Raw genomic sequence first — 26800 nt, 5'->3', positions numbered from 1 at the left:
GTGGCATGCACGATCCCGCCCTGCAGACCCTCCGCGACGTCTTCGGCTACCGGCACTTTCGCGGCGACCAGGCCGCGGTCATCGAGGCGGCACTGGCCGGCCGCGACGCGCTGGTGCTCATGCCCACCGGCGGCGGCAAGTCGCTCTGCTATCAGATCCCGGCGCTGGTGCGCGGCGGCGTCGGCCTGGTGGTCTCGCCGCTGATCGCCCTCATGCAGGACCAGGTCCGTGCCCTGCACGAGCTCGGCATCGAGGCGGCATTCCTGAACTCGAGCCTGAGCCGGGAGGAGCAGGGGGACGTCATCGCCCGCCTGAAGGCCGGCGAGATCCAGCTGCTCTACGTCGCGCCCGAGCGCCTGGTGCAGCCCCACACCCAGGCGCTGCTGGCCGAGGTTCCGCTGTCGGTGATCGCCATCGACGAGGCGCACTGCGTCAGCCAGTGGGGCCATGACTTCCGCTCCGACTACCTGGCGCTGGACACCCTCGGCGACCTCTTCCCCGGCGTGCCGCGGCTGGCGCTGACCGCCACCGCCACGCCGATCGTTCGCGAGGAGATCGTCGAGCGCCTCGCGCTGAACGATCCCGCCGTCTTCGTCAGCCCCTTCGACCGCCCCAACATCCGCTATCTGGTGCAGCCGAAGTCGGACACCCGCCGCCAGCTCACCCAGTTCCTCCAGGGCCACGCCGGCGAGGCAGGCATCGTCTACTGCCTGTCGCGGAAGAAGACGGAGAGCATTGCCGAGGCGCTGCAACGCGAGGGCCACAACGCCCTGCCCTACCACGCCGGTCTGTCCGCCGAGATGCGCGCGGATCACCAGCACCGCTTCCTCACCGAGGAATCCGTCATCGTCGTGGCCACCATCGCCTTCGGCATGGGCATCGACCGGCCGGACGTGCGCTTCGTCGCGCACCTGGATCTGCCGAAGAGCATCGAGTCGTACTATCAGGAGACCGGCCGCGCCGGGCGCGACGGCGAACCGGCCGAGGCCTGGATGATCTACGGCTTGCAGGATGTCGTGCGCCTGCGCCAGATGGTGGACGACTCCGAGGCGGACGAGGACAGGAAGCGCCACGATCGCCAGAAGCTCGACGCGCTGCTCGGCTGGTGCGAGGTCACCGAGTGCCGGCGCCGGCCGCTGCTCGCCTACTTCGGCGACGAGCTCACTGAGGACTGCGGCAACTGCGACAACTGCCTGAACCCGCCGGCCACCTGGGACGGCACCGAGGCGGCGCAGAAGCTGCTCTCCGCCGTCTATCGCACCGGCCAGCGTTTCGGCGCCGCCCACGTGGTGGACGTGCTGCTCGGCAAGACCACCGACAAGATCACCCAGCACCGCCACGACCGGCTCTCCGTCTACGGCATCGGCACGGAGCTGGCCGGCCCCGCCTGGCGCTCGGTGGTGCGCCAGCTCATCGTGCAGGGCTACCTGAAATCCGACCAGAGCCGCTACGGCGCGCTGGTGCTCACCGACCGGAGCCGGCCGCTGCTGCGCGGCGAGATCGAGCTCCGGCTGCGCGAGGACCGCAAGCTCAAGACGGAGAAGAAGCAGCGCCGGGATGCCGCCGCCGACCTCGCACCGGCGGACCAGTCGCTGTTCGAGGCGCTGCGCAAACGCCGCAAGGAGATCGCCGACCGGCTCGACCTGCCGCCCTACGTCATCTTCCACGACGCCACGCTGCAGCAGATGGCCGAGCACCGGCCGAAGACGGAAGCCGACCTCCTGAGCATCAACGGCGTGGGCGAGGCAAAGCTGGAGCGCTACGGCGAGGCCTTCCTGGAGATTATTGCGACCGAAGGGGTCACGGACGAGTCCGCGGATGCGACTGCGGGCGAGACCGCCCGCGCCTCGGCCGGCGCCGGCACGCGGTGACCGCGGACGCCGCCCCCGCCCTGCAGCGCTCGTCCGGCGCCGCCCGGGTCTCTTTCAAACGCCGTGCCTCCGGCACCGGTCTCGACGAGCTGTACCAGCAGGGGTGTTCTAAGGTCCGCTTCCCCCGCAAGCACGACGGCAGCCCGGAAGCCGTGCTGCTGAACACCGCGGGGGGTCTCGCCGACGGCGATACGCTGACCAACGAGATCCACTGGCGCGCGGGCGCGCGTGCGACGGTGACCAGCCAGGCGGCGGAGCGCGTCTACCGCGCAGCGGGCCGTGGAGAGGCCCGCGTGACGACCCGGCTCTGCGTCGACGCAGACGCCGTCGCCTGCTGGCTGCCCCAGGAGACCATCGTCTTCGACGGCGCCCGGCTCGCCCGCTCGCTCACGATCGAGGTGGCGCCGGGCGCCTGCCTGCTGGCGCTCGAGAGCACCGTGTTCGGCCGCCGCGCCATGGGGGAGACCGTGAGCCGCGGCCGGGTCTCGGACCGCTGGCGCGTGCGGATCGACGGCCGCCTCGCCTTCGCCGATCATTTCCTGCTGGACGACGCGCTCACCGGGCCCATCGACGCCAGTCTCGCCCGCGGGCCGGTGGCCGACGGCGCGCACTGCCTCGCGACGCTGGTCGTGGTCGCACCGGACTGCGACCGCATCGTGACGGCGGCCCGGGAAACGCCGGCCGAAGACCATGCCGACCTCGGCGCCACCCTCCTCGACGGGCTCGCCGTCCTCCGCGTCGTGGCCGCCGACGGCGCCGCGATGCGCGCCATGCTGACCCGCCTCGTCACGCTGGCCGGCGAGACCTCTGGTATAACATTGCCACGCGTGTGGCACTGCTGAGGACAGGGACCGGTATGCATCTCACCCCCAGGGAAAAAGACAAGCTGCTGATATCGCTGGCCGCGATGGTCGCGCGCAACCGTCTGGCACGGGGCGTGAAGCTGAACCATCCGGAGGCCGTAGCGCTCATCTCCGACTTCGTCGTCGAGGGAGCCCGGGACGGCAAGTCCGTGGCCACGCTGATGGCCGAAGGCGCGAAGGTGCTGACCCGCGAGCAGGTCATGGAAGGCATCCCGGAGATGATCCACGACGTGCAGGTGGAGGCCACCTTCCCGGACGGCACCAAGCTGGTCACCGTCCACGAGCCTATCCGTTAGACCCATCCGCTAACCCAACCGCAAGGAGGCCACGATGATCCCCGGCGAAATCCTCCCCGCCGACGGCGAGATCGAGATCAACGCGGGCGCCGAGAGGGTCACCGTCATCGTGGCCAACACCGGCGACCGGCCCATCCAGGTGGGCTCGCACTATCACTTCTTCGAGACCAACGGCGCACTCGACTTCGACCGGGAAGCCGCCCGCGGCCGGCGCCTCGACATCGCCGCCGGCACGGCGGTGCGCTTCGAGCCCGGCCAGAGCCGGGACGTGACGCTGGTGCCGATCGCCGGCGACCGGAAGATCTACGGCTTCAACCAGAAGATCATGGGAGACCTCTGATGGCGAGCATCCCGCGCGCAGCCTACGCCGCTATGTACGGCCCCACCACCGGCGACCGGGTGCGCCTGGCCGACACCGACCTGATCGTGGAGGTGGAATCCGACCGCACCGTCTACGGCGAGGAAGTGAAATTCGGCGGCGGCAAGGTCATCCGCGACGGCATGGGCCAGTCCCAGCACGGCCGCGCCGACGGCGCCGTCGACACCGTCATCACCAACGCGCTGATCGTCGACGTCACCGGCATCTACAAGGCCGACGTCGGGCTTCGCGACGGGCGCATCGCGAAGATCGGCAAGGCCGGCAACCCGGACACCCAGCCCGGCGTCGACATCATCGTGGGACCGACCACCGAGGCCATCGCCGGCGAGGGCAAGATCCTGACCGCCGGCGCCTTCGACGCCCACATCCACTTCATCTGCCCGCAGCAGATCGAGGAGGCGCTCATGTCCGGCGTCACCACCATGCTGGGCGGCGGCACCGGCCCCGCCACCGGCACCAATGCCACCACCTGCACGCCGGGCGCCTGGCACATCGGCCGCATGCTGCAGGCCGCCGACGCCTTCCCCATGAACCTCGCCTTCGCCGGCAAGGGCAACGCCTCGCTGCCCGCCGCGCTGGAGGAGCAGGTGCTCGGCGGCGCCTGCGCGCTGAAGCTGCACGAGGACTGGGGCACCACGCCGGCGGCCATCGACTGCTGCCTGTCCGTGGCCGACGACTACGACGTGCAGGTCATGATCCACACCGACACGCTGAACGAGAGCGGCTTCGTCGAGGACACGATAGCGGCGTTCAAGGGCCGCACCATCCACGCCTTCCACACCGAGGGCGCCGGCGGCGGCCACGCGCCGGACATCATCCGGGTGTGCGGCCAGCCGAACGTGCTGCCCTCCTCCACCAACCCCACGCGGCCCTACACGGTGAACACCATCGACGAGCATCTCGACATGCTCATGGTCTGCCATCACCTCGACCCGTCCATCCCGGAGGACATCGCCTTCGCCGAGAGCCGCATCCGCCGCGAGACCATCGCCGCCGAGGACATCCTGCACGATCTGGGCGCGTTCTCCATCATCGCCTCGGACAGCCAGGCCATGGGCCGGGTGGGCGAGGTGCTGATCCGCACCTGGCAGACCGCCGACAAGATGAAGAAGCAGCGCGGCCGCCTGCCCGGGGAGCGGGGCGACAACGACAACCTGCGCGTGCGCCGCTACATCGCCAAGTTCACGATCAACCCCGCCATCGCCCATGGCATCGGCGACTACGTGGGCTCGGTGGAGGAAGGCAAGCTCGCCGACCTGGTGCTGTGGTCGCCCGCCTTCTTCGGCGTGAAGCCCGACCTGGTCATCAAGATGGGCAGCATTGCCGCCGCGCCCATGGGCGACCCGAACGCCTCCATCCCCACGCCCCAGCCGGTGCACTACCGTCCCATGTTCGCGAGCTACGGCCGCGCCATGCACGAGAGCGCGGTGACCTTCGTCTCGGCGGCCGCCCAGGACGCCGGCATCCGCGAGAAGCTGGGACTCGCCAAGCAGACGCTGGCGGTGCGCAACACTCGCGGCGGCATCAGCAAGGCGGACATGCGGCTGAACGACTACTGCCCGGCCATCGAGGTGGACCCGGAGACCTACGAGGTGCGTGCCGACGGCGAGCTGCTCACCTGCGAGCCGGCCACGGAACTGCCGATGGCCCAGCGCTACTTCCTGTACTGACCCCGGTGCCGGCAATGACCCTGCCGCGGGCACAGCGCGTCATCGCCGATCCGCCGGCGGACGCCGACGTGGTGGAGCTCGACTACGACGCCCGCCACCGCCGCCGCATCGCCATGCGCACCGAATCCGGGCGGGAGTTCCTGCTGGACCTGCCGAAGGCGGTCGCATTGGCGGACGGCGACGGCCTCGCGCTCAGCGACGGCACGTGCGTGCGCGTACGCGCGAAACCGGAGCGGGTCATCGACGTCCGCGCGGCATCGCCGGAGCAATTGCTGCGCATCGCCTGGCATCTCGGCAACCGACACCTGCCCACACAGATCCTCGGCGAGACAATCCGCATCCGCTACGACCACGTCATCCTGGACATGCTCGCGGGCCTCGGCGCCGACACCTGCACGACGGAGGCGCCGTTCCACCCCGAGGGCGGCGCCTATGCGGGCCATTCGCATCATGACTGACGCCCTGTTCCGCCTGATGTCCTGGCTCTCGCCCGCCTACCCGGTGGGCGCGTACGCGTTCTCCCACGGCCTGGAGTACGCGGTGGAGGCCGGCCTGGTGCGGGATCGGGACGACTCCCGCGACTGGATCGGCACCGTCATGTCCATGGGCAACGGTTACGCGGATCTCGTGTTCGTCGCCGCCGCCTGGGACATCGACGCCGACCGGCCGACCGCGGCGGACGAACTGCGCGAACTCAACGAACTGGCACTCGCCTTCCAGGGCACCGCCGAACTGCGCCTGGAGAGCACGGCCCAGGGACGCGCATTCGCGAGCGTCACCGCAGACGCCTGGCCCTGCGCGGCCACCGACGCGCTGGCGCAACTGCCCCGGGACGAGATCGTCCACGCCGTCGCCGTGGGCGCGGTCGCGCGGAGCCACGGCATCGGCCGGACGGACACTCTCACCGCCTACGCCCACGCCTACGCCGCGAACCTGGTGTCCGCCGCCGTACGCCTGATCCCGCTGGGCCAGACCGACGGCCAGCGCATCACCGCCGAGCTGATGCCGGTCTGTCTCGCGGCAGTCGAACGCGCCGCGGCCACGCGGGTGCACGACGTCTCCTCGTCGACGCCGATGGTCGACGTCGCCTCCATGAAACACGAAGTCCAGTACACGAGGTTATTCCGGTCATGAGCGATAGGATCATGAGCAATAGCGGACCACTACGCATAGGCATCGGCGGGCCGGTGGGCTCGGGCAAGACGGCGCTCACCGAGGCGCTCTGCCGCAGCATGGCCGGCGACTATTCCGTGGCCGTCGTCACCAACGACATCTACACCCGCGAAGACGCCGAATTCCTGACCCGCGCCGCAGTGCTGCCGGCCGAGCGCATCATGGGCGTGGAGACCGGCGGCTGCCCGCACACCGCCATCCGCGAGGACGCCTCCATGAACCTGGCGGCCGTCGCCGACATGAGCCGGCGCTTCACCGATCTCGACCTCGTCATCATCGAATCCGGCGGCGACAACCTGGCCGCCACCTTCTCGCCGGAACTGGCCGATCTCACCATCTACGTGATCGACGTCTCCGCCGGCGACAAGATCCCACGCAAGGGCGGCCCGGGCATCACCCGCTCCGATCTGCTGGTCATCAACAAGATCGACCTCGCCCCGCTGGTAGGTGCGGACCTCGGCGTCATGGACCGGGACGCGCGGCGCATGCGGGGCGAGCGGCCGTTCCTGTTCACCAACATGAAGGACGGCACGAACGTGGCCGAGGTGCGCGCGTTCATCGAGCGGGCGGGAGGGCTGTAGGAGCGGCTTCAGCCGCGAAACCGGTCGGGCCTGAAGGCCCTCCTACCCGGTATTCTCGCGGGCCGCGAACCGGCCGCAAACCCCGCTCGACCGGCTACTCGTAGATCTTCTGTATCTTCCGGCAGACGAGCTGGAGCCCGGTCAGGGATTCCGACAGATCGCGATCCTTGAAGTGAGCGACGATGCCGGAGGCGACGTCGCCGGCGTTACAATAGACGATACCCTGCCACTGGGAACAGTTCGGGCCGTCACCCTGACCCTGCTGGTAGAAGCCCGTCGAGCCGTCCGCCTCGATGATGTTTCCGCTGACCGCCACGCCCTTGACGCGGTCATTGCCCTGGAAGCTGTGACACACGCGCATGGAGTTAACCGCCGCCGGATCGATGACTGCCCGATTCCAGACCGACAGATCCATGGCGGGAAGCACCGGTTGAGTGCATTCGTTCAGCGACTCTCCCGCACGGTCTCCGACCGCCTCGAGGCTGATGTAGCACGGCACGTTATTCGGCTCGAAAATCTCGATCCCCGACAGCGCCCGGTCCTCCATGTCGAGCACGCGGATTATCTCTCCGCCCTTGCCGGAGACCGGTGATTGATACACGTCCGTAGCCGACAGCCGCCAGCCGATGACTTTGGGTTCCTCCGCATCGGCCGCAGCCGCTTCGGCCTCCGCTCGCCGACGCTCTTCCTCGAGCCGCTCCTGCTCGCGGCGCTCGGCGGCAGCGATCGCTTCCTCCTCGGAGGCATACTTGATCTCCGGCGGCCGGTTCTCGGCCACCCGGTCGGCGATCGCCTGCTCGGTCTCCGGCGACAAGCGGCCGCTCTCCCCCGTGCCGCCGGCTTCGCCGCTGCCGGCGTTCTGCAGCAAGTCCGTCGGCGACTCGTAGTCGACCGTGTCGGCGATGCCGGCGTTGCGCTCCGCCGAGCTCGCCTGGAGATCCTGCAGCGTCGTACCACCGCCTGCGTTCTGCATCGGCCGGTGACTGTCGGGATGACAGGTGCCGTCCATCCCGCAATACGAACCGGCGGCGCAGCCCGCGTGGGAACTGCAGGTCTGGCCGGCCGTACCCGCCATCGCGGTCTGCGACTGGCCAGCGCCCGCCGGAGCGTCCCGCATCGCCATGATCCGCTCCGCGTCGAGCGCGCTGCCGATGATCCTCAGTTCATCGATCACGAGATCCTTGGCCGCATGGTGCAGGCTATCGTTGTTCGCGCCGAGCCAGATCGCCGGCTTCGCTTGCCTCGCCGAAGTGCCAATGGCCTGCTCCGTCTGGCGGCCGTGCCAGTGCAATCGATGTGTCCCGGTCTTGTGATCCCAGACCGCGGCCACGAACATCCAGCCCCCGTTCGCATAGATGGCATCCTGTACCCGGAGATCCTTGCCGGCCGTGCGGAGAAACAGGCCGGAGCCCGATGCCCACAGCCACGGGCCGCTGCTGCTGCCAGTGCCGAGGATCGTCTGGCTGGCCGCCTGTGCAATCTTTATCCAGGCGGTGACCGTCGCCTGGGGACAGCGATCGCGATTGAGATCGACAAAGGCGCGCATCGCGGCGCTGCCGTCGAGCTTCAGCGCCTGCCCGGAGCGGCCCTCGACGAACTCGGCCGTCGCCGCGGCACCGTCGCGGCCGATCATCTGACCGGCATTGCCGTTGCCGCTTTCGTCGCTCAGATTGCCGTCGAAGCGGTAATACGCATCGCAGGGTCCGGCGAGCGCCTGAACCGAGAAGCCGGTGAGCAACAGAACGGCAAGGAGGACGGAGTAGTACTTGTTCATTGTTATCTCCCCCAGTTGCGGCAGTCCGTCAGATAGACGGTGTCCGTACCGCTTGAGGACACTATAGCCCAGCTTTCACGCTAGTGCTCCTGCCTTGCCGGCATGGGCGGCATGGCGCAGGTTATTGATAGAGAACAGGGAGAGACGACGTGAGCGCAGTCACCCGCCCGACCGAGGCCCGCGCATTCATCGAGCGGACGAGGGGGTCTCCGCATACAGGGTAAGGTCGTCGAAGTAGACGCCCTGCGTCCTGTCCGAGCCGGAATAATCGACGTAGAGCGTGAAGGCCTGCACCGTGGCCGTGCCCGCAGGCGCGGTCACGACACCGGTATCCAGGAAGATCCACTCGCCCACGGCTGACCGGTTGTTGATCTGATCCGACGCCTTCGCCTTCGTGTCGCCGTCGGCCGTCTCGACCGTCCCCAGGTCCTCGCCTTCGGCATCGAAGAAAGACAATTGGAGGATGCCGAAAGCCGGCGTCCCGATCAGCGGCCTCGGTGTCAGGCCGTATCCGGTGAGGCGCCACTGGGAGCCGGGATCGGCCGGGAACTCCTGGAAGGCGCCAGAGGCGTTACCGAGGAAGAACGGATTGTAGGGCACGGTCCGGCTGAAGCCGCCGTTGAACAGCGACTGGCTGCCGCTGCGCGCGTGGTTCTTCGAGAACATGCTGATCTCGAACAGGTCCCAGCCACCCTCGTCCGCCGGCAGCTTTTTTTCGAAGCTCGCGTCTTTCAGGAGGCCGCCGTCATCGGTCTGCGCCGCGGCAGGGACGCAGACCAGCAGGACAGCCACAAGCACGAGGCAGACGGCGTTGTTGACGTGGTTCATGTGAGACTCCCGCGGCTCACCCTACGGTAAGCCTTTTCGGGTCTCGACGTCGATTGTGGAATGTGCCGTCGCCCACCCGGCCGCGCGAGAAAGCGGTCAGGACTCGTCGGCGTCCGCCGGTTCGGCCTCGACCGCGTAATCGCCCGCGTGCTGCCGCAGCTCGCGCACGATCCCGGTCACGCCGGACGTCGTCATCTGCCGGTTGATCGTATCGTCGAGGTCGTATTCGTCGAGCGGGCTGGTATCTTCGTGGTCTGTCACGGCTCGGCCCTCCCATTGCGGTTCGAACCCCGAGATTTGTACGGCAGAAGCTGCGTTGACGCCAAGAACTGCATCACAGCCCGAGCAAGCCCACAGACCCGGAACAGGGAGAGATACGATGACGAAACCCGCGGGTAGCCTCGCCGCAGACCCGATCCCCGCCAGGCTGAAGTTCCTGGCCGATCTCGACGGACCGCTCGCCTACGTGCCGTCGAAAGGCGGCGGCGACAGCACCGAACACCTCGGTAATTTCACCACCCGGGAGGTCGCCGTCCACGACGCCCGGTCGCATCTGCCCCACACCCGTCTCGATGCCGAGGGATTCATGCTGGTCACGCAGCCGACGGCGGTCGCCGATTTCCATGACGACGAGCAGATCGAGGCCGTGCATCACGAAGAAGTCAGGGCCCTGCTGACCCGGCTCACCGGCGCGACACGGGTCGAGATCTTCGACGACACCCGCCGTGCCTCGTCGCTCGAGCGCCAGCGCGAGCGCAAGATCCGTGACCCGGCGGCCATCGTGCACAACGACTACACCGCGCGCTCCGGCGTAAAGCGTCTGCGCGACCACTACGCAGACGCGCCTGAGGAAGCCGAACGCCTGCTCGAACGCCGCTTCGCCATCATCAACGTCTGGCGCTCGACCGCCGGACCCGTCCTGAATCATCCGCTGGTGATGGCCGATGCGACCACCGTCCGGGAGGAAGACCTCGTGGCCGTGGAGCGGCGCGGCGAGGACCGCATCGGCGAACTGCAGGTGGCGCTGCACCACCCGGAGCAGCGCTGGTACTACTACCCGCGCATGCAGCCGGACGAGGCGCTGGTATTCAAGACCTTCGACTCCGCCACCGACGGGCGGACGCGGTTCACGCTGCATTCCTCGTTCGACGATCCGGGCGCGCCCGCTGACGCGCCGCCACGGGAGAGTATCGAGACGCGGTGTCTGGTGTTTTTCTAGGGGGGCGACCACACGGTAGGAGGGGCTGGTAGGAGGGGCTTTAGCCCCGATTCCCCTTAACAATCGGGCCTGAAGGCCCTCCTACATGGGGGGTAGCGCGGTGGGGGGTAGCGCGGCCGCCAAAAACTCCCGCAACCCTTCCAGGTAGCGCTCCTCGCTCAGCACGTGGGCGCCGTTGTGGGGGCCGGACAGTTCCAGGAACTGGCGCGGCTCGCCGGCGGACTCGTAGATGGCGCGGCCGTGGTGGAAGGGCACGATGTCGTCCTCGCGGCTGTGGATCACCAGCACCGGGCAGTCCGCCGCGGCCACGTAGTCGGCCGTGGGATAGCGGAAGCGGCTCAGCCAGCGCACCGGCAGGAACCAGTAGAGCTCGGCGGCCAGCGCGGGTAGCGAGGAGAAACTCGACTCCACGATGAGCGCGCCCGCCTCCCGGTTCGCCGCGAGCCAGGCACCCACCGCGCCGCCCACCGAACGCCCGAACACCACCATGCGCGACGGCGCCACGCCGCGCTCCTCCGTGAGGTACTGCCACGCCGCCTCCGCATCCCGGTACGTGCCGCGCTCCGACGGACTGCCCTCGCTCCGGCCGTAGCCCCGGTAGTCGACGATCAGCACGTCCAGTCCGAGCCGGTGGAACTGGAGGATGGACTCCAGCCGGTGGGAGATGTTGCCCGCGTTGCCGTGGAAGAACAGCAGCGTGCCGCGGGCGCTGTCGGCCGCCGGGACGAACCAGCCGTGCAGCTTCACGCCGTCCTCAGCGGTGAGTTGCACGTCCTCGTAGGCGAGACCGACGTCCGCGGGCGTGGCGTCGAGCTCGCGTCCCGGCAGGTTGGGCAGGTAGAGCAGACGGCCCTGCATGGCGTAGACGAGGCCGAGGAAGAGGAGGTAGAAGCCTAGTAGGATGGAGAGGAGGATGGAGAGGGGTTTCAGCATCGAACGAGGTGTTGGCGGATCCAGGGCAACAGGCGCGCGAAATCGCATTCGCCCTGTTCGAGCAACCCGATGAGAAATCCGTGGGCGCTGTCCGCTTCCACCCGGAGCTTCCAGCCGTTCAGGCGCAGGAAGACGTCGGTGGCGAAGAACGCCACGCGCTTGTTGCCGTCCACGAAGGGATGGTTCATCAGTAAAGACTCGAACAGCGCAGTGGCCATCTCCGCCAGATCTTCGTAGTAGCCGGTACGCGGGCGAAACAGGGCACTCTCGAGCAGGCCCTGATCGCGCACGCCCGGCGGGCCGCCGAATTCGCGGATCAGGGACTCGTGGATCGCCAGCACCTCATCGGCCGTGAGGAACAGGACCCGGCTGCTAGCGGGCAAGAAGCTCCCCGAGCCGGCGGTTCTCGTCGATGGAATCGTCGAGATGCTTCAGCACGTCGGGACGCACGCGCCGGCGCTGCAGGTACTCGCTGATGGCCTCGGTCAGGAGGCCCGAGACACTCTGGTGCGACTCATCTGCCATGGCGCGGAGTTCCGCCCAGACTTTCTCGTCGACCTTGGAACTGATCTTGATGGCGGTCATGAAGAGAATGCTAGCCTGACGTGTCTTGATTCGTCAAGACATATGAATGTAGGAGGGGCTTCAGCCCCGATTCCGCCGAACAATCGGGCCTGAAGGCCCTCCTACCGCGCTTGTTCGCAGGCTATGAACTGGGCGCCCGCCGGGTCCGCCAGCACGGCGTAGCTGAAGCCGCCGAAGCCCTTCGGGCCGGCCACCAACTTGCCGCCATTGGCCTCTGCCGCCGCGATGGCTTCCTCCAGGGACGGCACCGCGAAGTACAGCAGCCACACCGGCGGCAGGTCGGCGTTGCCGCCGCGGGCGTGGCAGACGCCGCCGGCCACCTCGCCTTCGGCGTCCAGCATGTTGTAGTCGTCGTAGCCGCCCATGTCGACGGGCTGCGGCGTCCAGCCCAGTACCGCCTCGTAGAACGGCCGCGCGTCGGCCGCGTCGGGGATGGTCAGGTCCCGCCACACCTCGCGGCCGGCGACCGGACCGAGCTTCGTATAGCGGCCGGTGAACACCGTCATCGGTTCGCCGCCGGGCGGCGTCACCGTCATGACGTTCGTCATGGTCCTGCCGTCGCCGAAGTCCTCGGTGATGGTGTGGCGTGCGCCGTCGTCGTCGCTGCGGCTGACTTCCAGTACCGGCCCGTTGAACCGGCCGCGGAAGATCTGCGCCTCACCCTCGGACGGCACCCAGCTCATCACCGCCTCGCCGTCGGCGGAGAGACGGATCACCGTGTGGCAGTGCATCGTCGTCTCGCCGTCGCGGCTCTGGGTGTAGCTGCCCGCGAGTGCCGTATCGCCGAGAGTCCTTTCGTTGTGCAGCTTGCCGGTGAATCTCATCGGCTCCGCCGACGGATCCACCACGATCTCCTCCTCCCCCTGCCAGCGGCCGTCGGCCAGCCCCAGCAGGAACGCCACCGGGTCCTTCTTCTCGTTCATGGCTGCTCTCCCCCTTGCCGGACAAAACGATGCCCGCATTCTCGGCCGCGGACGCGGCCGCTGCTTGACAGATATTAAGCGGCGGCGGCCACGGGCAGCACACAGTCCATGTCCCAGTAGCGCATCCCGTGCCGGCGCGGATCGTTGTAGTACACCTCCATCGCCGGACCGTTGCCCTGGCGCCAGGCGCTCGCCGGCAGGAACACGCGCAGCAGATGATCCCAGGCCGCGACGAATTCATCCGGTCCGCCGCGGCATGCGAGCACCGCAGCGGTGGTGGCCGGCAGGGCCCGGACCAGGATGCCGTCGCCCGGCTTCACTTCGTCATCCACGGCGTGCGCCAGCTCGTAGCGATACAACTCCACGGGCGTCTCCAGGTCGCTGTCGTGACTGAGTCCCGTGAACCAGCGCCCGGGCCGGCGCTGCTCCCGGGCGTCGAGCCACGCCTCCAGGCGGTCGAACGCGGCGGCCAGATTGTCGCCCTCGTGCGCCGCGCGCACCTCCAGCACGGCTAGCCGGCAGGCCTGGCGTTCGCGGATCTTCACCGGGAACTCGGCCGGGCCCGGCGCCTCGCCGAAACCCACGGCGAGCGGCGAGTCGGCGTCCGCCTCCCCGCCGTCCGCCGGGAAACCGCGGTTCAGCGGCCGCACCCGATCCCAGCGGCTGGGCGCGATGCCGAAAGCACGCCGGAACGAACGGGTGAAGTCCGAACTCTCGGAGTAGCCGGTCTCGAGCGCGACCCGGGTGCACGACCACTCGGGGAAGGCGCGCATCAATCCGCAGGCGTATTCCAGCCGGCAGCGGCGGACGAACGCGCCGAAGTTCTCGCCCTGGACTTCGGCAAAGATCTGGTGCAGCCGAACGGGGGACAGGCCGGCGTCCGCTGCAGCGGCTTCCAGCGAGAGCCTGGCGGTCGGCGCGGCCCGGATCTGCCGGCGCACGGACTCGACGATCTGCAGGTAGCGCATCGATACGGCTGCTGGTCGGCCTCGGGGCCCACTTATGATAGCGCGACCGCAATCGACCATAGGAACGTCGCCATGATCCTGCGCCGCCTGGCCTGATACCCAACCTGCGGTGGCCAGGCAGCTGCAGGAGATCTCGCAGGCGTCACCCCTTAAATAGTATGATCGTACTGTTACTGGAGATCACGACAGGAAGCCGGACATGCCCAGGAACGCGCCCGTACGCCGCCGCAGCCAGCAGGAGCGCAGCGAATCCACGCAGACCGCGCTGCTGCAGGCCACCGTGCGCTGTCTCGGCCGTGACGGCTTTGCGGCCACTTCCATCAGCTCCATCATCGCGGAGGCCGGCGTCTCGCGCGGCGCTCTGCTGCACCACTACCCCACCAAGAACGAGCTGATCGCCAGCGCCATCGTCTGGTTCTATCGCCAGCGCCTGAATCGGTTCAAGGAGAAGTTGCTCGGGGCCGATACCGACCGTCTCTCGCTCGAGGACCGACTGCAGGTTCTGCGGGAGGATTTCGAGACCTGGTACGCCACCGCCCTCGAGATCGAGGTGGCGATGCGTACCAACGAGGAAATCGCCGCGCTGCAGCGCGAGATGACCGCCATCGACGACGAGGAGATGAGCCGCGAGTACGAGCAGCTGTTCCCCGAGTTCGCGGCCGCCGAGCATCCGCGGGACCTCGTCGGCATCGCCTGCTACCTGATGCGAGGCCTCGCCTCCGACGCCGACGGCCCGGCCACGGACCGGCGATTCGAACTGGTCGTCGCCATGCTGAAGGCCTATCTGGAGGCCGGCCGACGGGGCTGACCAGCGCTTCTTTACAAACAATACGTCTGTACGGTATGTTTCTTCCCGGGGTATTTTCCGGGAACTGACCGTGCCGGTCCGACGCCGGCGCCAGGGGGCTGCATATGCGTTCTTCCACCTCTCGCCTGATCCGCCGAGCGGGCGCCGCCGCCGCACTCTTCGCCGTCTCCGGCGCCGTCGCCGCACCGGTCTCGGCCCAGGAGATCGACCCGGATGCCACGGTGATCGAGGAGATACTCGTCACGGCCGACAAGCGATCCGCCCGCAGCGTCCAGGACCTCGCCGCGAGCATCACCGCCTTCGACGCCACCAAGCTCGAGCGCCTCGACGTCCTCGATTTCGACGACTTCATCGTGCAGGTGCCGGGCACCAACTTCATCAACGACGGCGGCCCCGGCCGGAGCAACGAGGTCGCTTCCATCCGCGGACTGTCCGCCGTCGCCGACAATACCGAGGGCGTCGTGGCCCAGTATCTGGACGGCGCGCCGCACTTCGGCAATACCTACCGCTTCTTCGACATCGGCGAAGTCGCCGTGCTGCGCGGCCCGCAAGGCACGCTCTGGGGCGCACAGGCCATCGGCGGCCTCATCTATTTCCGCTCCAATCGTCCGGACCCCGCCGGCTTCGACGCAGAAGTCCAGGGCGACGTCTATGGCACGAGCGGCGACAGCGGCACGAGCAGCCGCATGAGCGGTTACGTGAACGTGCCGCTGGCCGAGGACGTGTTCGCGGTGCGCCTCGCGGCGCAGCGTATCGACGAGGCGGGCTACATCGAGAACATCCGCACGGGCACGGAGGGCATCAATGACGTCGAGGAAACCGCGTGGCGTCTGTCGGCGCTGTACCAGCCCACCGATGCGCTGAGCGTCACCGCCATCTGGCACGGCAACGATCTCGAGGCGGACGCACCGACCTATTTCGACATCAGCCTGGGCGGCCTCCAGGTGGATCAGCCGTCCGATGCCGGCCCCGCCGAGCAGAATTACGACCTGTTCAATCTCATCGTCGACTACGACCTCGGCTGGGCGACCGTTTCCTACAACGGCTCCCGCTACACCAACGACGGCTTCTACACCGATTTCAACGACGAGCTCGGATTCCTGCAGCAGGTCACGACCACCATCGACGAGAAAGCGACCACTCACGAACTGCGCCTCGCCTCCGCCGGCGGCGGCCCGCTGCAGTGGATCGTCGGGCTCTATTACGACGAGTACGACGACTTCGACCAGACCATCGATTACAGCCTCGCCTCCCTCGACGACCCGGCCCCTGCGGAGGGCCTCACCCAGGGCGGACTGAAGATCCTCACCGACCGGGCCCTGTTCGGCGAGGTCGGCTACGACCTCACCGAGAAGCTCACGGTTCTGGTCGGCGGACGCTTCTTCGACTGGGAAGTGGATAACCAGGAGGTATTCCTGATCGGCGGCGCGGACTTCGGCTTCGTCACGAATGGTGTGGCCTCCGACAGCGACTTCTTCCACAAGATCGCCATCGAATACCGGGCGACCGACGACCTGATGGTCTATGGCTCCCGCGCCGAGGGCTTCCGCTTCGGCGGCTTCAACACCTTCGTGGGCGAGGACCTCTTCGGCATCTCCGAGGAGTTCTTCGAGTTCGGCCCGGACACGCTGGTGAGCTACGAGGCCGGCGTCAAGTCGACCCTGCTCGACAACCGCATGATCCTGAACGCCGCCGTCTACTTCCTCGACTGGCAGGAAGTACAGGCCGTCGTACAGAGCGACACGGCAGGCGCATTCGGCCAGGGGTTCTTCACCACCAACGCACCCGATCTCGAGGCGATGGGTGCCGAGATCGAGATCGTCACCCAGGACCTGCTCGCACCGGGCGTCTACGCCGCGCTCACTTACGCGTGGACCGAGAACGAGTTCCAGGACGACGCCCAGCTCTTCCCGGGAACGCGCGTCACCATCAGCAAGGGCGACGAACTGCGGCGCACGCCCACCGATACCTGGTCCCTGGACGTCGGCTACCAGTTCGCCCTGACCCCGAACGCCGACGCATTCGTCCGCGCGAACTACTGGCACAAGGCCTCCACCTCCACGTTCGGCTTCAACGGCAACGATGGCAACGTCACCGTGCCGTCCCAGAACGTCGTCAACTTCTCAACCGGCGCGAACTGGGACAGCTGGCAGCTGAAGCTCTACGTGGACAACGTCACCGACAAGGCTCCCTGGCTGAACGTATTCTCCGGCGGCGCCGTCGGCACGCCGGACGCCGGCCAGGCCGTACGCGCCAACACCATACGCCCGCGCACCGTAGGACTCGAAGCGACGTACCGCTTCGGCCGTTGAACCATCGCGTCGGCGCCACGACGGTCGCGGCCTACTCCGCGCCGCTCGTCCCCATCTGGATGCTGCACACGCCGGCGCTGTCCATCCTGCCCGGGCTCTATGCCACCGTCGCCGACATCGATCTCGCCGTGCTGGGCATCATCCTGGTTGCGAGCCGGGTGCTCGATGGCGTCACCGATCCGCTGATCGGGCTGCTGTCGGACAAGACCGACTCGCGGCTGGGCAAGCGCAAACCCTGGATCATCTTCGGCGGGCTGCTCTGCATGGTCGGCGTCCTCTTCTGGTTCCGCCCGGGGCCCGACACCGGCGCCGTGTACTTCCTGCTGGCATCGATCGCCGTCTATCTCGGGTGGACCATGGTGGAGATCCCCCACGGCGCCTGGCTCAGTGAGCTGACCACCGACTACAGCGAACGCTCACGCATCGCGGGCTTCCGCACGACCGCCATCTACCTGGGCTACGTCCTGTTCTGGAGCGGGCCCTTTCTGCCGATCTTCGCCACGACGGAGATCACGCCGGAGGTCACCCGCTTCCTGTCCTGGATCGTCGTCGGCCTCATCTTCGTCAGCGTCACCTGGGCCGTGGTTCGTGTGCCCCAGGGCCACGTCGGGGTGGCGAGGACCCCCGACCTCAGGACCGCCTTCCGCGGTCTGGCCTCCAACCGGCCGATGCGCTACTTCTCGGCGCTGATGCTCGCGAGTGCCATCGCCAGCGGCATGGTCGCCGGGCTGTACTTCTTCTTCATCGCGAACTACCTCGGCATCCCCGAGCGCTTCAGCCACATCGGCCTGGCCGTGGCCACCATCGGCGTGGCCAGCGCGGCGTTCTGGGGCGTCGTGGGGGCCAAAATCGGCAAGCACCGGATGCTCGCGATCTGCAATCTGAGCACGGTGGCAACGCTGGTTGCCATGGGCTTCATCCGGCCCGGCGAAGCGGCGTACCCGGCGATGTTCACCGTCTTCAGCCTGTCGGCCCTGTTCTCGGCGGGATCCACGGTGGCCTATTACGCGCTGATGGCCGACGTGGTCGACTACGACACGCTTAAGACCCGCAGCAACAACGCCGGCAACTACTATTCGCTGATCACCCTGTTCCAGAAAATCGGGCTCGGTGCGGGCGCGGGTCTGGCCCTGATGCTCGCCTCCGCATTCGGTTTCGACCCGGATGCGCACAACCAGGGCCTGGCACTCGCCGGCTTCTTCATCGCCTTCCTCGGCGTCCCCATCCTCCTGAATCTGGCCGCCACCATCCTCGCCTTCTTCTTCCCGATCACCGCCAGCCGTCACCGCATCATCCGGCGCCGACTGGAAGCGCGCGAGCGGCGCACAGCCGGGATACGACATGTCTGAAATCCGCATTTATACCGGCCGCGGCTGCGGCTGGGCCGTCAGGAACTACGCGGCCCTGCGCGAGAAGGGCGTGGAATTCAACGCCATCCCCGCCGTCGATGCCGCCGGCAACAAACTCCCGGAGTTCCTCGCCGCTACGCCCTACGGCAAGACGCCGGTCCTTCTGGACGGGGCGACCATCGTCTTCGAATCCAATATCATCAACGAGTACATCGAGGAGCGCTTTCCGCAGCCGCCCCTGCTGCCAGACGACCCGCGGGACCGCGCTGCCGCCAGGAAGTGGATCCACTACTGCGACACCCGACTGTTGCCGCAGCTCACGACGATCGCGCGGTCGGGCAAGGACGAGCGTGATGCCGCTATCGCCCGTCTCGAGGAGCAACTGGACTGGTTCGAGGCCGCCGTGCTCGTCCCGCGGCTCGAGGGGCCGTACTTCTTCGGCGACCGATTCTCGTTGCTGGAGATCGCCTTCCACACCTTCTACACCACCCACGCCGCCGTCGAGGCGCATGGCGGAGACGATATGGCGGTACTGCCGTCAGCCATGCGCGAATGGCGGGGAGCGATCCTGGAGCGGGGGTCCATCCGGTATGCCGAGGCGTTCAGGGACGGGCTCGGGTTCTGAGGCGCCCGCCGTGTGGTCAATCGTTCGACGCTGACCGAACGGCCAGTTACGTGGGCTATACTCCGTCGATACCTGAACGGCCACACCACCGGAGCGCCCCATGCCATTCACCCTGACCGTGAACGGTGAGTCCCACACCGTCGACGTCCCCGAAGACAAGCCCCTGCTGTGGGTGCTGCGGGAAGACCTCGGACTCACCGGCACCAAATACGGCTGCGGCATCGCCCGCTGCGGCGCCTGCACCGTGAGCGTGGACGGCGAGGCCACGCGCTCCTGCCGTCTGCCGGTATCGAGCGTGGGCGAGCGCTCCGTCGTCACCATCGAGGGTCTGGAGGGCCTGGACTCGCCGGCGGGGCTTGCCGTGCGCAGCGCCTGGCGCCAGCTCGACGTAGTGCAGTGCGGCTACTGCCAGTCCGGCCAGATCATGTCGGCCACCGCACTGTTGAGCGAGAACCCGGACCCCGACGACCGGGACATCGACCGCGCCATGCGCGGCAACCTCTGCCGCTGCGGCACCTACCAGCGCATCCGGGCGGCCATCCGCCAGGCTGCCGACGAGATGAAGGGCTGATCATGTTCGGACGCTTCGACAGACTCCCCCGTCCCGCTCTCGACCGCCGCACCTTCCTGAAGGTGGTCGGCCTCTCGGGCGCGGGTTTCATGATCGGCTGTGGTCGCGGCGAGGAGGCGGCGCCGGGCAGCGCCACCGGGTCCGGCGCGGGCACCGCCGGTTCAGCTGCAGGCACCGCGGCCGCCACCGAAGAGATCGCCACCGGGCCGTTCATCCTCATCGGCACGGACAACACGGTGACGGTGATCGTCAAACACCTCGACAAGGGCCAGGGCGTCACTACCGGCCTGCCCACCATCGTCGCCGAGGAACTCGACGCCGCCTGGTCGCAGATGCAGGCCGAGTTCGCGCCGGCGAACGTGGAGCTCTACAACAACCTCGCCTTCGGGCCCATGCAGGGCACGGGCGGATCCACCTCGGTGGCCAACTCGTGGATGCAGCTGCGCAAGGCGGCCGCGGGCGCGAAGGCCATGCTGCTGGGCGCCGCCGCGGCGCGGTGGGATGTGCCGGCGGGCGAGATCACGGTGAAGGAAGGCGTGCTCACCCACGAGCCCTCCGGCCGCAGCGCCACCTTCGGCGAACTCGCCGTCGCCGCCGCCGACATCACGCCGCCAGAAGACCCGGCGCTGAAGGATCCGGCCGACTTCACCCTCATCGGCACGAAGGTGCCGCGGCTGGACTCGGCCGCCAAGACCGACGGCAGCCTCGAGTTCACCATGGACCTCACGCGCCCGGGCATGCTCGTCGCGCTGGTCGCCCATCCGCCCCGCTTCGGCGCGAAGGTGAAGTCCTTCGACGCCACCGAGGCCAAAGCGGTGGCCGGCGTCACGGACGTGGTCGAGATCCCACGGGGCGTCGCCGTGGTGGCGGAGAGCTACTGGTCCGCGCTGAAGGGCCGCGAGGCGCTCACCGTCGAGTGGGACGAATCGGCTGCCGAGAAGCGCGGCTCCGAGGAGTTCTTCGCCGAATACGAGGCGAAGGCCGGCGGAGACGGGCTGGTCGCCCGCAACGACGGCGACGCGCCGGCCGCACTGAGTTCCGCTGAGACCGTCATCCGCCGCGAATACCGACTGCCGTTCCTCGCCCACGCCACCATGGAGCCGATGGACTGCGTCGTCGAACTCGTCGACGGCGGCTGCCGCATCTGGACCGGCTCCCAGATCCAGACCCTCGACCAGAACATCGCGGCCGGCATCCTCGGACTGCAGCCGGAGCAGGTGGAGATCAACACAATCTTCGCCGGCGGCAGCTTCGGCCGCCGCGCGGTGCCGGACTCCGACTACGTAGCCGACGCCGTCTCCGTGGCCAAGGCGATAGGCGGCCGCGCCCCGGTCAAGCTCATCTGGACCCGCGAAGACGACATGCGCGCCGGCCGCTACCGGCCCATGAGCTACCACGTGCTGGAAGGCGCGCTGGATGCCGACGGGAAGCCGGCGGCCTGGCGGCATCAGGCCGTCATCCAGTCCTTCATGCGTGGCACCCTGTTCGACGGCATGATCCAGGACGGCCTCGACCCCTCCGCCGTGGAGGGCTCTCGTGACCTGCCCTACACCATCCCCAACCTGCGGGTGGACTGGCACCCGTTCGACAACGGCGTGCCTACGCTCTGGTGGCGCTCCGTCGGCCACACCCAGAACGCCTTCGTCACCGAGGTCTTCATCGACGAACTCGCCGCCGCGGCCGGCCGCGACCCGGTCGAACTGCGCCGCGAGCTACTCACCGAACACCCCCGCCACCTCGGCGTCCTCGAACTCGCCGCCGAAAAGGCCGGCTGGGGCGAAGACCTCGGCCCGAACCGCGGCCGCGGCGTCGCGGTGCACAAATCCTTCGGCACCTACGTGGCGGAGGTCGCGGACGTCACGGTCAGGGACGACGGCAGCTTCAGCGTCGACCGTGTCGTCTGCGCCGTCGACTGCGGCATCGCCATCAACCCGGACGTCATCCGGGCGCAGATGGAAGGCGGTATTGCCTACGCACTGTCAGCCGCGCTGCGCGAAGAGATCACCCTCGAGGACGGCAAAGTGCAGCAGGACAACTTCGACAACTACCGCCCGTTGCGCATCGACGAGATGCCGCAGGTGGAGGTGCACATCGTCCAGTCGGGCGAGGCGCCGACCGGCGTCGGTGAGCCCGGCGTGCCGCCGCTGGCGCCGGCGGTGGCGAATGCGGTGTTCGCGGCGACGGGTGAGAGGACGTATCGGTTGCCGTTCGTGAGGAGCTAAGCCGGCTAGCGCCAGTCCATCTCGAGTTTCCGGCCCTGCTCCATGCAGTCGCGGAGGTAGAGATTGATGAGGCTCTGATAGGGGATTCCGGTCTCCTCGGACATCGCCTTGGAATAGTCGATGACGTCTTCGCCGAGTCGGATCGTGACCTGGCGTTTCAACTTGGCCGCGTAAGGGTTCTTGCGCGACTTCATCTTTGAAAAGTCGTATTCCGGTTTCATCGAAGGTGACGCCATGTTTGAGCGCATTCGCTCGCGACTTCGCCCGATTCCATTCGAACGTTAGCATATTGCTTGTGTATGTACGATATATTTACATATCGGTTCGATAAAGACTACTGCGTGTCACGTCGGGACGGCCTCCCGCGGGAACAGATGCCCGACCCCCAGATCCCAGTCCATGCGCTCACCTTCCCACCGGGTGACGCAGGTCTGCGAGGTGATGCCGAGATCGCGCATCTCGCGTTCGAGCGAGAGGTCGAAGGCGCGGCGTTCGTCCTCGGGGGTGAGGCGGGCGTAGCGGTCGAGGCGTTTTCGGCGGGCGTCGCGGAAGACAACCTCGCCGGCGTCCGTCTTCTCGCAGGTGAAGCCGCCTTCGTGGACCAGGCGGTGATGGTGGCGGCATAGCAGGACGAGGTTGTCGAGGCTCGTTTCGCCGCCCTCGGACCAGTGGTGGATGTGGTGGCCGTCGAGGTATGCGGTGCGGGTGCAGCCGGGGAAGCGGCAGCCCTTGTCGCGGATGCGCAGCGCGCGGCGGATGGCCGGCGGGATGGAGCGGGATTTGCGGCCGATGGAGAGGGGTTCGCCGTCGGCGTCCTCGACCAGGCCGAGGACGGAGCAGTCGCAGGCCAGGCGGCGGGATGTTTCAGCGGAAACGTGGTGGGCGTTTTCTATGTGGGAGGTAGTTGGGGAAGGGATCCGGCCTGAAGGCCCTGCTACAAAATCCTCGGAAACGTGGACGACCACCTGATAGCGGTCGGCGGACGAGGAATCGGTGGCGCCGTTGGCGAGGTAGGTCTCGGCGAGTTCGGCCAGGGCGTCGGCGCGGCGTTGGCCGTAGGTGTAGCGGGTGGGATCCGGGTCGGGGGGCGGTGTTTCAGCGGCAACGTCTGTCGCGGCTGAAGCCGCTCCCACTTTCGTCGTTCCTCGCGCCGCGATCGTCGTCGAAATCACCGGCAATTACCGCTTCCTGCAACATAGCGGCCCCTCCCTGGGCTGCGGACCAATACTGTAATTATATCCAGCTGAGAGCGCCCAGCCCTTCCGTTTTCTACCCGAATCGTGCAGAAATGCGGCTTGCTGCACCGGCAGAAACCGGCGAAGTCACGGAATCCCGTCATGCACCTCCAGCCCTACCTTGACCGCATCGGCTACCCGGGCCCCGTGACCCCGACCCTCGCCACCTTGCGAGCCCTCCTCCGCCGCCACGCCCTCGCCGTCCCGTTCGAGAACCTCGATGTCCAGCTCGGCCGCCGCCTCACCCTCGACCCGGGCGCCGCTTTCGACAAGATCGTCCACAACAAACGCGGCGGCTGGTGCTACGAGCAGAACGGCCTCTTCGGCGCCGTGCTCGCCGAGATCGGCTTCGGCGTCACCCGCGTGGCCGGCGCGGTCATGCGCGAGGGCCGCGAAGACATCTCCGCCGCCAACCACCTCGCCCTGCTCATCGAGACCGAAGACGCCCCCGGCCGCCGCTTCCTCGCCGACGTGGGCTTCGGCGGCAGCCTCCTCAAGCCCATCGAACTGGCCGAGACCACCCATACCCAGCCGCCGTTCCACCTCGGCCTGCGTCGCCTAGCAGACGGCCACTGGCAATTCCACGAGGACGCGGGCGACGGCGAATTCACGTTCGACTTCGAGCCCGTCCCCGGCGACGAAGACGCACTCGCCAGCCGCTGCGACTACCTGCAGAGCGACCCGACCTCCGGCTTCGTCAGGAGCCTCGTGGCCCAGATCCGCCTGCCCGACGCCCACCGCACGCTGCGCGGCCGCGTGTTGAGCGAGATCGGCCCGCGCGGCAGCGAGGAGCGGTTGATCGACAGCGCGGACGACCTGCTGCACACCCTCGCGAGGCAGTTCCACCTGGACGTGCCCGAGGTCCGCGACCTGTGGCCGCGCATCGTCGAGCGGCACGAGGAATTCATGCGGGGGCAGGCCGCCGATGATCAGCGGCCGAACGACTAGGGCAGAGGCCGCACCACCGCGAAGCCGGCCATGTACTTCGCGACGGGGGCATAGTTCTCCCGATCGATCGTGGGGAATTCCTGATTCAGGAGATCAGCGCGGCTCGAGAGTTGGTTGCCGCCCTGTAATCCGCCAAAAAGACAGCCGGGGAAGACGACCGAGGCGAAAGCACGGACCTCACGGAGCCCCTGGTGCTCTCCGCCGACTCCCGGCACCGCGCGAAGCTGAATGACCTCGTGATGGAGCTTGCGGCCGCGGCCGCCGGCTTCCGGCGCAGCCTGCCGGACGGGGTGATGACCGCACTCGCCGATCTGGTCCGTGCGATGAACTGCTATTACAGCAATCTCATCGAGGGCCACGATACCCACCCGGTCGACATCGAGCGGGCCCTCAGGCAGGACTACAGCGAAGATCCGTACAAGCGCAATCTCCAGCTGGAGGCCGAGGCCCACGTTACGGTGCAGCAATGGATCGACCAGGGGGGACTCGAAGGCCCTGCCACCACGAAGCACGCCATCTGCGAAATTCACCGCCGGTTCTGCGAGCTGCTGCCCGACGAACTGCTGGTCGTCGCTCATCCGGCAACCGGCGAACCGCTGCGCGTCATTGCCGGCAAACTCCGCGCGCATGACGTCGAGGTCGGCCGGCATATCCCCGTCAGCCCCGGCGCGCTGCCGCGCTTCATGTACCGTTTCGAGGAGGTCTACAGTCACCTCGGCATCGCAGAGACCGTCCTGGCCGCCGCCGCGGCACATCACCGCCTTGCCTGGATCCACCCCTTCCTGGATGGCAACGGCCGCGTCATGCGCCTGATGTCCTACGCCACGCTGCTCCGTACACTGGACACGGGAGGCGCGTGGTCGATCGCGCGTGGTCTGGCACGCAATGTCGAGGACTACGAGCGGCACCTGGCCAACTGCGACATCACGCGGCGCAACGATCTCGACGGCAGAGGCAACCTCAGCGAAGAAGCACTGGCGGAGTTCACGGAATTCTTCCTCAACACCTGTCTCGATCAGGTGCGATTCATGGAAGACCTGGTGCAGCCCGAGAAGCTGCATACCCGGATGAGACTCTGGGTGCGCGAGGAAGTGGAACTCGGCACGCTGCACGAAAAGGCAGGCCCGCTGCTGGAAGCCATCCTCTATCGTGGAACTTCCCCGCGGTGAAGTCCCGGAGCGTATCGGCACGAGCGAACGCACGGCCAATCGCGTCGTCGCCGGTCTCACCAGGCATGGTGTCATCACTTCGCAGTCGCCCAGGTCGCCGCTACGTGTGGCTTTCCCCGCCAGGTTGGCATCCCGCTGGATGCCGGGATTGTTCCCGGAACAGCGGTAGCGCTGCTGCAGGAGCGGCTTCAGCCGCGACCGGCCGTCGGGCCTGGAGGCCCTCCTGCGTTCGCATAAATACACGCGGCCAGCTGACGAATGACAGCGGATGCCGGGTATGCGGAGAATAGGTCCTTAATCTCCGCAATAATTACGGTGTTTACTTGCCGCTGCGGAGAATAGAGGCCATAATCTCCGCATATTCTACGGAGATTGGCCGTGACTTATATCTGGGAGAAGCCCGACTGGCCGAACCTCCACTGGGACGAGGCACGCCTCTCCACGCTCCTCGCCACTGCCGCCCACGAGCAGGGCCGCCTCCGGGGCCGGATGGAGGGTCTCGGCTTCGACCTCCGCAACGAAGCGCACCTGCGCACCCTCACCGAGGACGTCATCAAGTCCAGCGAGATCGAAGGCGAGACGCTGGAACGCGATCAGGTCCGCTCGTCCATCGCCCGGCGCCTCGGCCTGGACATCGGCGGCCTGGTTCCGGCCGACCGGGACGTGGAAGGCGTCGTCGAGATGATGCTGGATGCCACCGGGAACTACGATCAGTCGCTCACCAGAGACCGCCTCTTCGACTGGCATGCCGCGCTCTTCCCGACCGGGCGCAGCGGCATGAGCCGCATCAGCGTCGGCGCATGGCGGGACGATGCAAACGGACCCATGCAGGTGGTCTCGGGACCGACGGGCCGGGAGAAGATCCATTACCAGGCGCCGCCCGCGGACCGGCTCGACCGCGAAATGGATGCCTTCCTGGATTGGTTCGGCGACCCGGGCAGCGCCCATCCGTTGCTGATTGCCGGGCTCGCACACCTGTGGTTCGTCACCGTTCACCCCTTCGACGACGGCAACGGACGCATCGCGCGCGCCATCGCCGACATGGCACTCGCGCGCTCCGAGCAGAGCCGCCAGCGCTACTACAGCATGTCGGCGCAGATACGCGCCGAGCGCCGGCGCTACTACCTCGTTCTGGAGGCAACGCAGCGCTCGGTTACCGACATCACCCGCTGGCAGGAGTGGTTTCTCGGCTGCCTGCTCCGCGCCGTCGAACAGAGCACGACCGAACTGGACGCCGTGCTCGTCAAGGCGCGTTTCTGGGAACGCTTTGCGAAAGAACCGCTCAACGAGCGCCAGATCCGCGTACTCAATCGGCTGCTCGACGGTTTCGAGGGCAAGCTCACCAGCTCCAAATGGGCGAAGCTCGCGAAGTGCTCCCAGGACACGGCCACGCGGGACATCAGGGATCTGATCGAGCGGGGGGCGCTGGTGAAGAATCCTGGTGGAGGGCGGAGTACGAGCTATTCGATTGTGGCGGACCACAAGAGGTAGGAGCGCT

27 protein-coding genes and 1 pseudogene are annotated in these 26800 nt (G+C 67.6%); 18 read left to right on the top strand and 10 right to left on the bottom strand.

Annotated elements, in window-relative coordinates; translation table 11 throughout:
* Positions 1–5 precede the first annotated feature (5 nt).
* Genes recQ through ureG form a run of 8 tightly spaced genes read left to right on the top strand, consistent with a single transcriptional unit; the run spans position 6 to position 6833 of the window.
* Positions 6–1871 (top strand): DNA helicase RecQ, encoded by a 1866-nt coding sequence (gene recQ, locus ACJMK0_RS05180; protein ID WP_405236162.1) that lies wholly within the window; start codon positions 6–8, stop codon positions 1869–1871.
* Positions 1868–2713: an urease accessory protein UreD gene (locus ACJMK0_RS05175; protein WP_405236160.1), complete on the top strand. Its 846-nt coding sequence runs from the start codon at positions 1868–1870 to the stop codon at positions 2711–2713. Before recQ ends, ACJMK0_RS05175 begins: the two co-directional genes overlap by 4 nt.
* Before the next feature lie 14 nt (positions 2714–2727).
* The gene (locus tag ACJMK0_RS05170) at positions 2728–3030 is read left to right on the top strand and encodes an urease subunit gamma (RefSeq protein WP_405236158.1); all 303 of its coding nucleotides are present in this window, start codon (positions 2728–2730) and stop codon (positions 3028–3030) included.
* A gap of 34 nt (positions 3031–3064) precedes the next feature.
* Positions 3065–3370, top strand: coding sequence for an urease subunit beta (locus ACJMK0_RS05165; protein ID WP_405236156.1), 306 nt, complete (start codon positions 3065–3067; stop codon positions 3368–3370).
* Positions 3367–5079, top strand: coding sequence for an urease subunit alpha (ureC, locus tag ACJMK0_RS05160; protein ID WP_405237896.1), 1713 nt, complete (start codon positions 3367–3369; stop codon positions 5077–5079). The genes ACJMK0_RS05165 and ureC overlap by 4 nt, the downstream gene beginning before the upstream one ends.
* A 14-nt stretch (positions 5080–5093) precedes the next feature.
* Positions 5094–5537, top strand: a complete 444-nt coding sequence (locus ACJMK0_RS05155) for an urease accessory protein UreE (RefSeq protein ID WP_405236154.1) — start codon at positions 5094–5096, stop codon at positions 5535–5537.
* On the top strand, positions 5530–6213 hold the full coding sequence (locus ACJMK0_RS05150; RefSeq protein ID WP_405236152.1) for an urease accessory protein UreF: 684 nt from the start codon (positions 5530–5532) through the stop codon (positions 6211–6213). Before ACJMK0_RS05155 ends, ACJMK0_RS05150 begins: the two co-directional genes overlap by 8 nt.
* Positions 6214–6224: 11 nt before the next feature.
* Positions 6225–6833, top strand: coding sequence for an urease accessory protein UreG (ureG, locus tag ACJMK0_RS05145; RefSeq protein WP_405236150.1), 609 nt, complete (start codon positions 6225–6227; stop codon positions 6831–6833).
* Between the two features lie 94 nt (positions 6834–6927).
* Here the strand turns inward: ureG and ACJMK0_RS05140 are convergent, their stop codons facing one another.
* From ACJMK0_RS05140 to ACJMK0_RS05130, 3 genes are all read right to left on the bottom strand, one after another.
* Positions 6928–8607, bottom strand: coding sequence for a LamG-like jellyroll fold domain-containing protein (locus tag ACJMK0_RS05140; RefSeq protein WP_405236148.1), 1680 nt, complete (start codon positions 8605–8607; stop codon positions 6928–6930).
* Positions 8608–8793: 186 nt separating this feature from the next.
* Positions 8794–9435 carry a hypothetical protein gene (locus ACJMK0_RS05135; RefSeq protein WP_405236146.1) on the bottom strand — a complete coding sequence of 214 codons (642 nt, stop codon included), beginning with the start codon at positions 9433–9435 and terminating at the stop codon, positions 8794–8796.
* A 96-nt stretch (positions 9436–9531) separates the two neighbouring features.
* Entirely contained in the window at positions 9532–9696 is a 165-nt protein-coding gene (locus tag ACJMK0_RS05130) for a hypothetical protein (RefSeq protein WP_405236144.1), read from the bottom strand.
* A 118-nt stretch (positions 9697–9814) separates the two neighbouring features.
* Here ACJMK0_RS05130 and ACJMK0_RS05125 point away from each other — a divergent pair, with 118 nt between their 5' ends.
* Positions 9815–10654 (top strand): CmcJ/NvfI family oxidoreductase, encoded by an 840-nt coding sequence (locus tag ACJMK0_RS05125; protein WP_405236142.1) that lies wholly within the window; start codon positions 9815–9817, stop codon positions 10652–10654.
* Between the two features lie 81 nt (positions 10655–10735).
* On the opposite strand, the gene ACJMK0_RS05120 is transcribed toward ACJMK0_RS05125, so the two are convergent.
* The 5 genes from ACJMK0_RS05120 to ACJMK0_RS05100 all read right to left on the bottom strand — a co-directional run bounded on the left by ACJMK0_RS05120 (position 10736) and on the right by ACJMK0_RS05100 (position 14063).
* The gene (locus tag ACJMK0_RS05120; RefSeq protein WP_405236140.1) at positions 10736–11587 is read right to left on the bottom strand and encodes an alpha/beta hydrolase; all 852 of its coding nucleotides are present in this window, start codon (positions 11585–11587) and stop codon (positions 10736–10738) included.
* Positions 11581–11970, bottom strand: coding sequence for a type II toxin-antitoxin system death-on-curing family toxin (locus ACJMK0_RS05115; protein WP_405236138.1), 390 nt, complete (start codon positions 11968–11970; stop codon positions 11581–11583). The genes ACJMK0_RS05120 and ACJMK0_RS05115 overlap by 7 nt, the downstream gene beginning before the upstream one ends.
* On the bottom strand, positions 11960–12172 hold the full coding sequence (locus tag ACJMK0_RS05110; RefSeq protein ID WP_405236136.1) for a hypothetical protein: 213 nt from the start codon (positions 12170–12172) through the stop codon (positions 11960–11962). The genes ACJMK0_RS05115 and ACJMK0_RS05110 overlap by 11 nt, the downstream gene beginning before the upstream one ends.
* A 101-nt stretch (positions 12173–12273) precedes the next feature.
* Positions 12274–13095, bottom strand: a complete 822-nt coding sequence (locus ACJMK0_RS05105) for a VOC family protein (protein WP_405236134.1) — start codon at positions 13093–13095, stop codon at positions 12274–12276.
* Positions 13096–13169: 74 nt separating this feature from the next.
* Positions 13170–14063, bottom strand: a complete 894-nt coding sequence (locus ACJMK0_RS05100; protein WP_405236132.1) for an AraC family transcriptional regulator — start codon at positions 14061–14063, stop codon at positions 13170–13172.
* 199 nt (positions 14064–14262) lie between these two features.
* On the opposite strand from ACJMK0_RS05100, the gene ACJMK0_RS05095 reads away from it, so the two are divergent.
* The 6 genes from ACJMK0_RS05095 (at position 14263) to ACJMK0_RS05070 (ending at position 21950) form a co-directional block, all read left to right on the top strand.
* Positions 14263–14871, top strand: coding sequence for a TetR/AcrR family transcriptional regulator (locus tag ACJMK0_RS05095; RefSeq protein ID WP_405232496.1), 609 nt, complete (start codon positions 14263–14265; stop codon positions 14869–14871).
* A 104-nt stretch (positions 14872–14975) separates the two neighbouring features.
* Positions 14976–17183, top strand: a complete 2208-nt coding sequence (locus ACJMK0_RS05090) for a TonB-dependent receptor (protein WP_405236130.1) — start codon at positions 14976–14978, stop codon at positions 17181–17183.
* A complete protein-coding gene (locus ACJMK0_RS05085; RefSeq protein ID WP_405236128.1) occupies positions 17180–18532 on the top strand; it encodes an MFS transporter in 1353 nt (450 codons plus the stop codon). Before ACJMK0_RS05090 ends, ACJMK0_RS05085 begins: the two co-directional genes overlap by 4 nt.
* Positions 18525–19157 (top strand): glutathione S-transferase family protein, encoded by a 633-nt coding sequence (locus ACJMK0_RS05080; RefSeq protein WP_405236126.1) that lies wholly within the window; start codon positions 18525–18527, stop codon positions 19155–19157. Before ACJMK0_RS05085 ends, ACJMK0_RS05080 begins: the two co-directional genes overlap by 8 nt.
* Before the next feature lie 100 nt (positions 19158–19257).
* Positions 19258–19728 (top strand): (2Fe-2S)-binding protein, encoded by a 471-nt coding sequence (locus ACJMK0_RS05075; protein ID WP_405236124.1) that lies wholly within the window; start codon positions 19258–19260, stop codon positions 19726–19728.
* A gap of 2 nt (positions 19729–19730) precedes the next feature.
* Positions 19731–21950 (top strand): xanthine dehydrogenase family protein molybdopterin-binding subunit, encoded by a 2220-nt coding sequence (locus tag ACJMK0_RS05070; protein ID WP_405236122.1) that lies wholly within the window; start codon positions 19731–19733, stop codon positions 21948–21950.
* A 5-nt stretch (positions 21951–21955) separates the two neighbouring features.
* Here the strand turns inward: ACJMK0_RS05070 and ACJMK0_RS05065 are convergent, their stop codons facing one another.
* Complete coding sequence (locus tag ACJMK0_RS05065; protein ID WP_405236119.1) at positions 21956–22171, bottom strand: BrnA antitoxin family protein; 216 nt, start codon at positions 22169–22171, stop codon at positions 21956–21958.
* Positions 22172–22294: 123 nt separating this feature from the next.
* Positions 22295–23083 carry an HNH endonuclease signature motif containing protein gene (locus ACJMK0_RS05060; protein WP_405236117.1) on the bottom strand — a complete coding sequence of 263 codons (789 nt, stop codon included), beginning with the start codon at positions 23081–23083 and terminating at the stop codon, positions 22295–22297.
* Between the two features lie 204 nt (positions 23084–23287).
* On the opposite strand from ACJMK0_RS05060, the gene ACJMK0_RS05055 reads away from it, so the two are divergent.
* The 3 genes and pseudogenes from ACJMK0_RS05055 (at position 23288) to ACJMK0_RS05045 (ending at position 26793) form a co-directional block, all read left to right on the top strand.
* Entirely contained in the window at positions 23288–24133 is an 846-nt protein-coding gene (locus ACJMK0_RS05055; RefSeq protein ID WP_405236115.1) for an arylamine N-acetyltransferase family protein, read from the top strand.
* A 239-nt stretch (positions 24134–24372) separates the two neighbouring features.
* Positions 24373–25471, top strand: a pseudogene (locus ACJMK0_RS05050) (Fic family protein).
* Positions 25472–25680: 209 nt separating this feature from the next.
* A complete protein-coding gene (locus tag ACJMK0_RS05045) occupies positions 25681–26793 on the top strand; it encodes a Fic family protein (RefSeq protein WP_405236113.1) in 1113 nt (370 codons plus the stop codon).
* The last annotated feature ends 7 nt before the right edge of the window (positions 26794–26800 follow it).

Origin of the sequence: Lentisalinibacter orientalis (genome assembly GCF_040706535.1) — a bacterium.
Taxonomy (GTDB): domain Bacteria; phylum Pseudomonadota; class Gammaproteobacteria; order Steroidobacterales; family Woeseiaceae; genus Lentisalinibacter; species Lentisalinibacter orientalis.
This window is presented reverse-complemented; position numbering and strand designations above follow the sequence as displayed.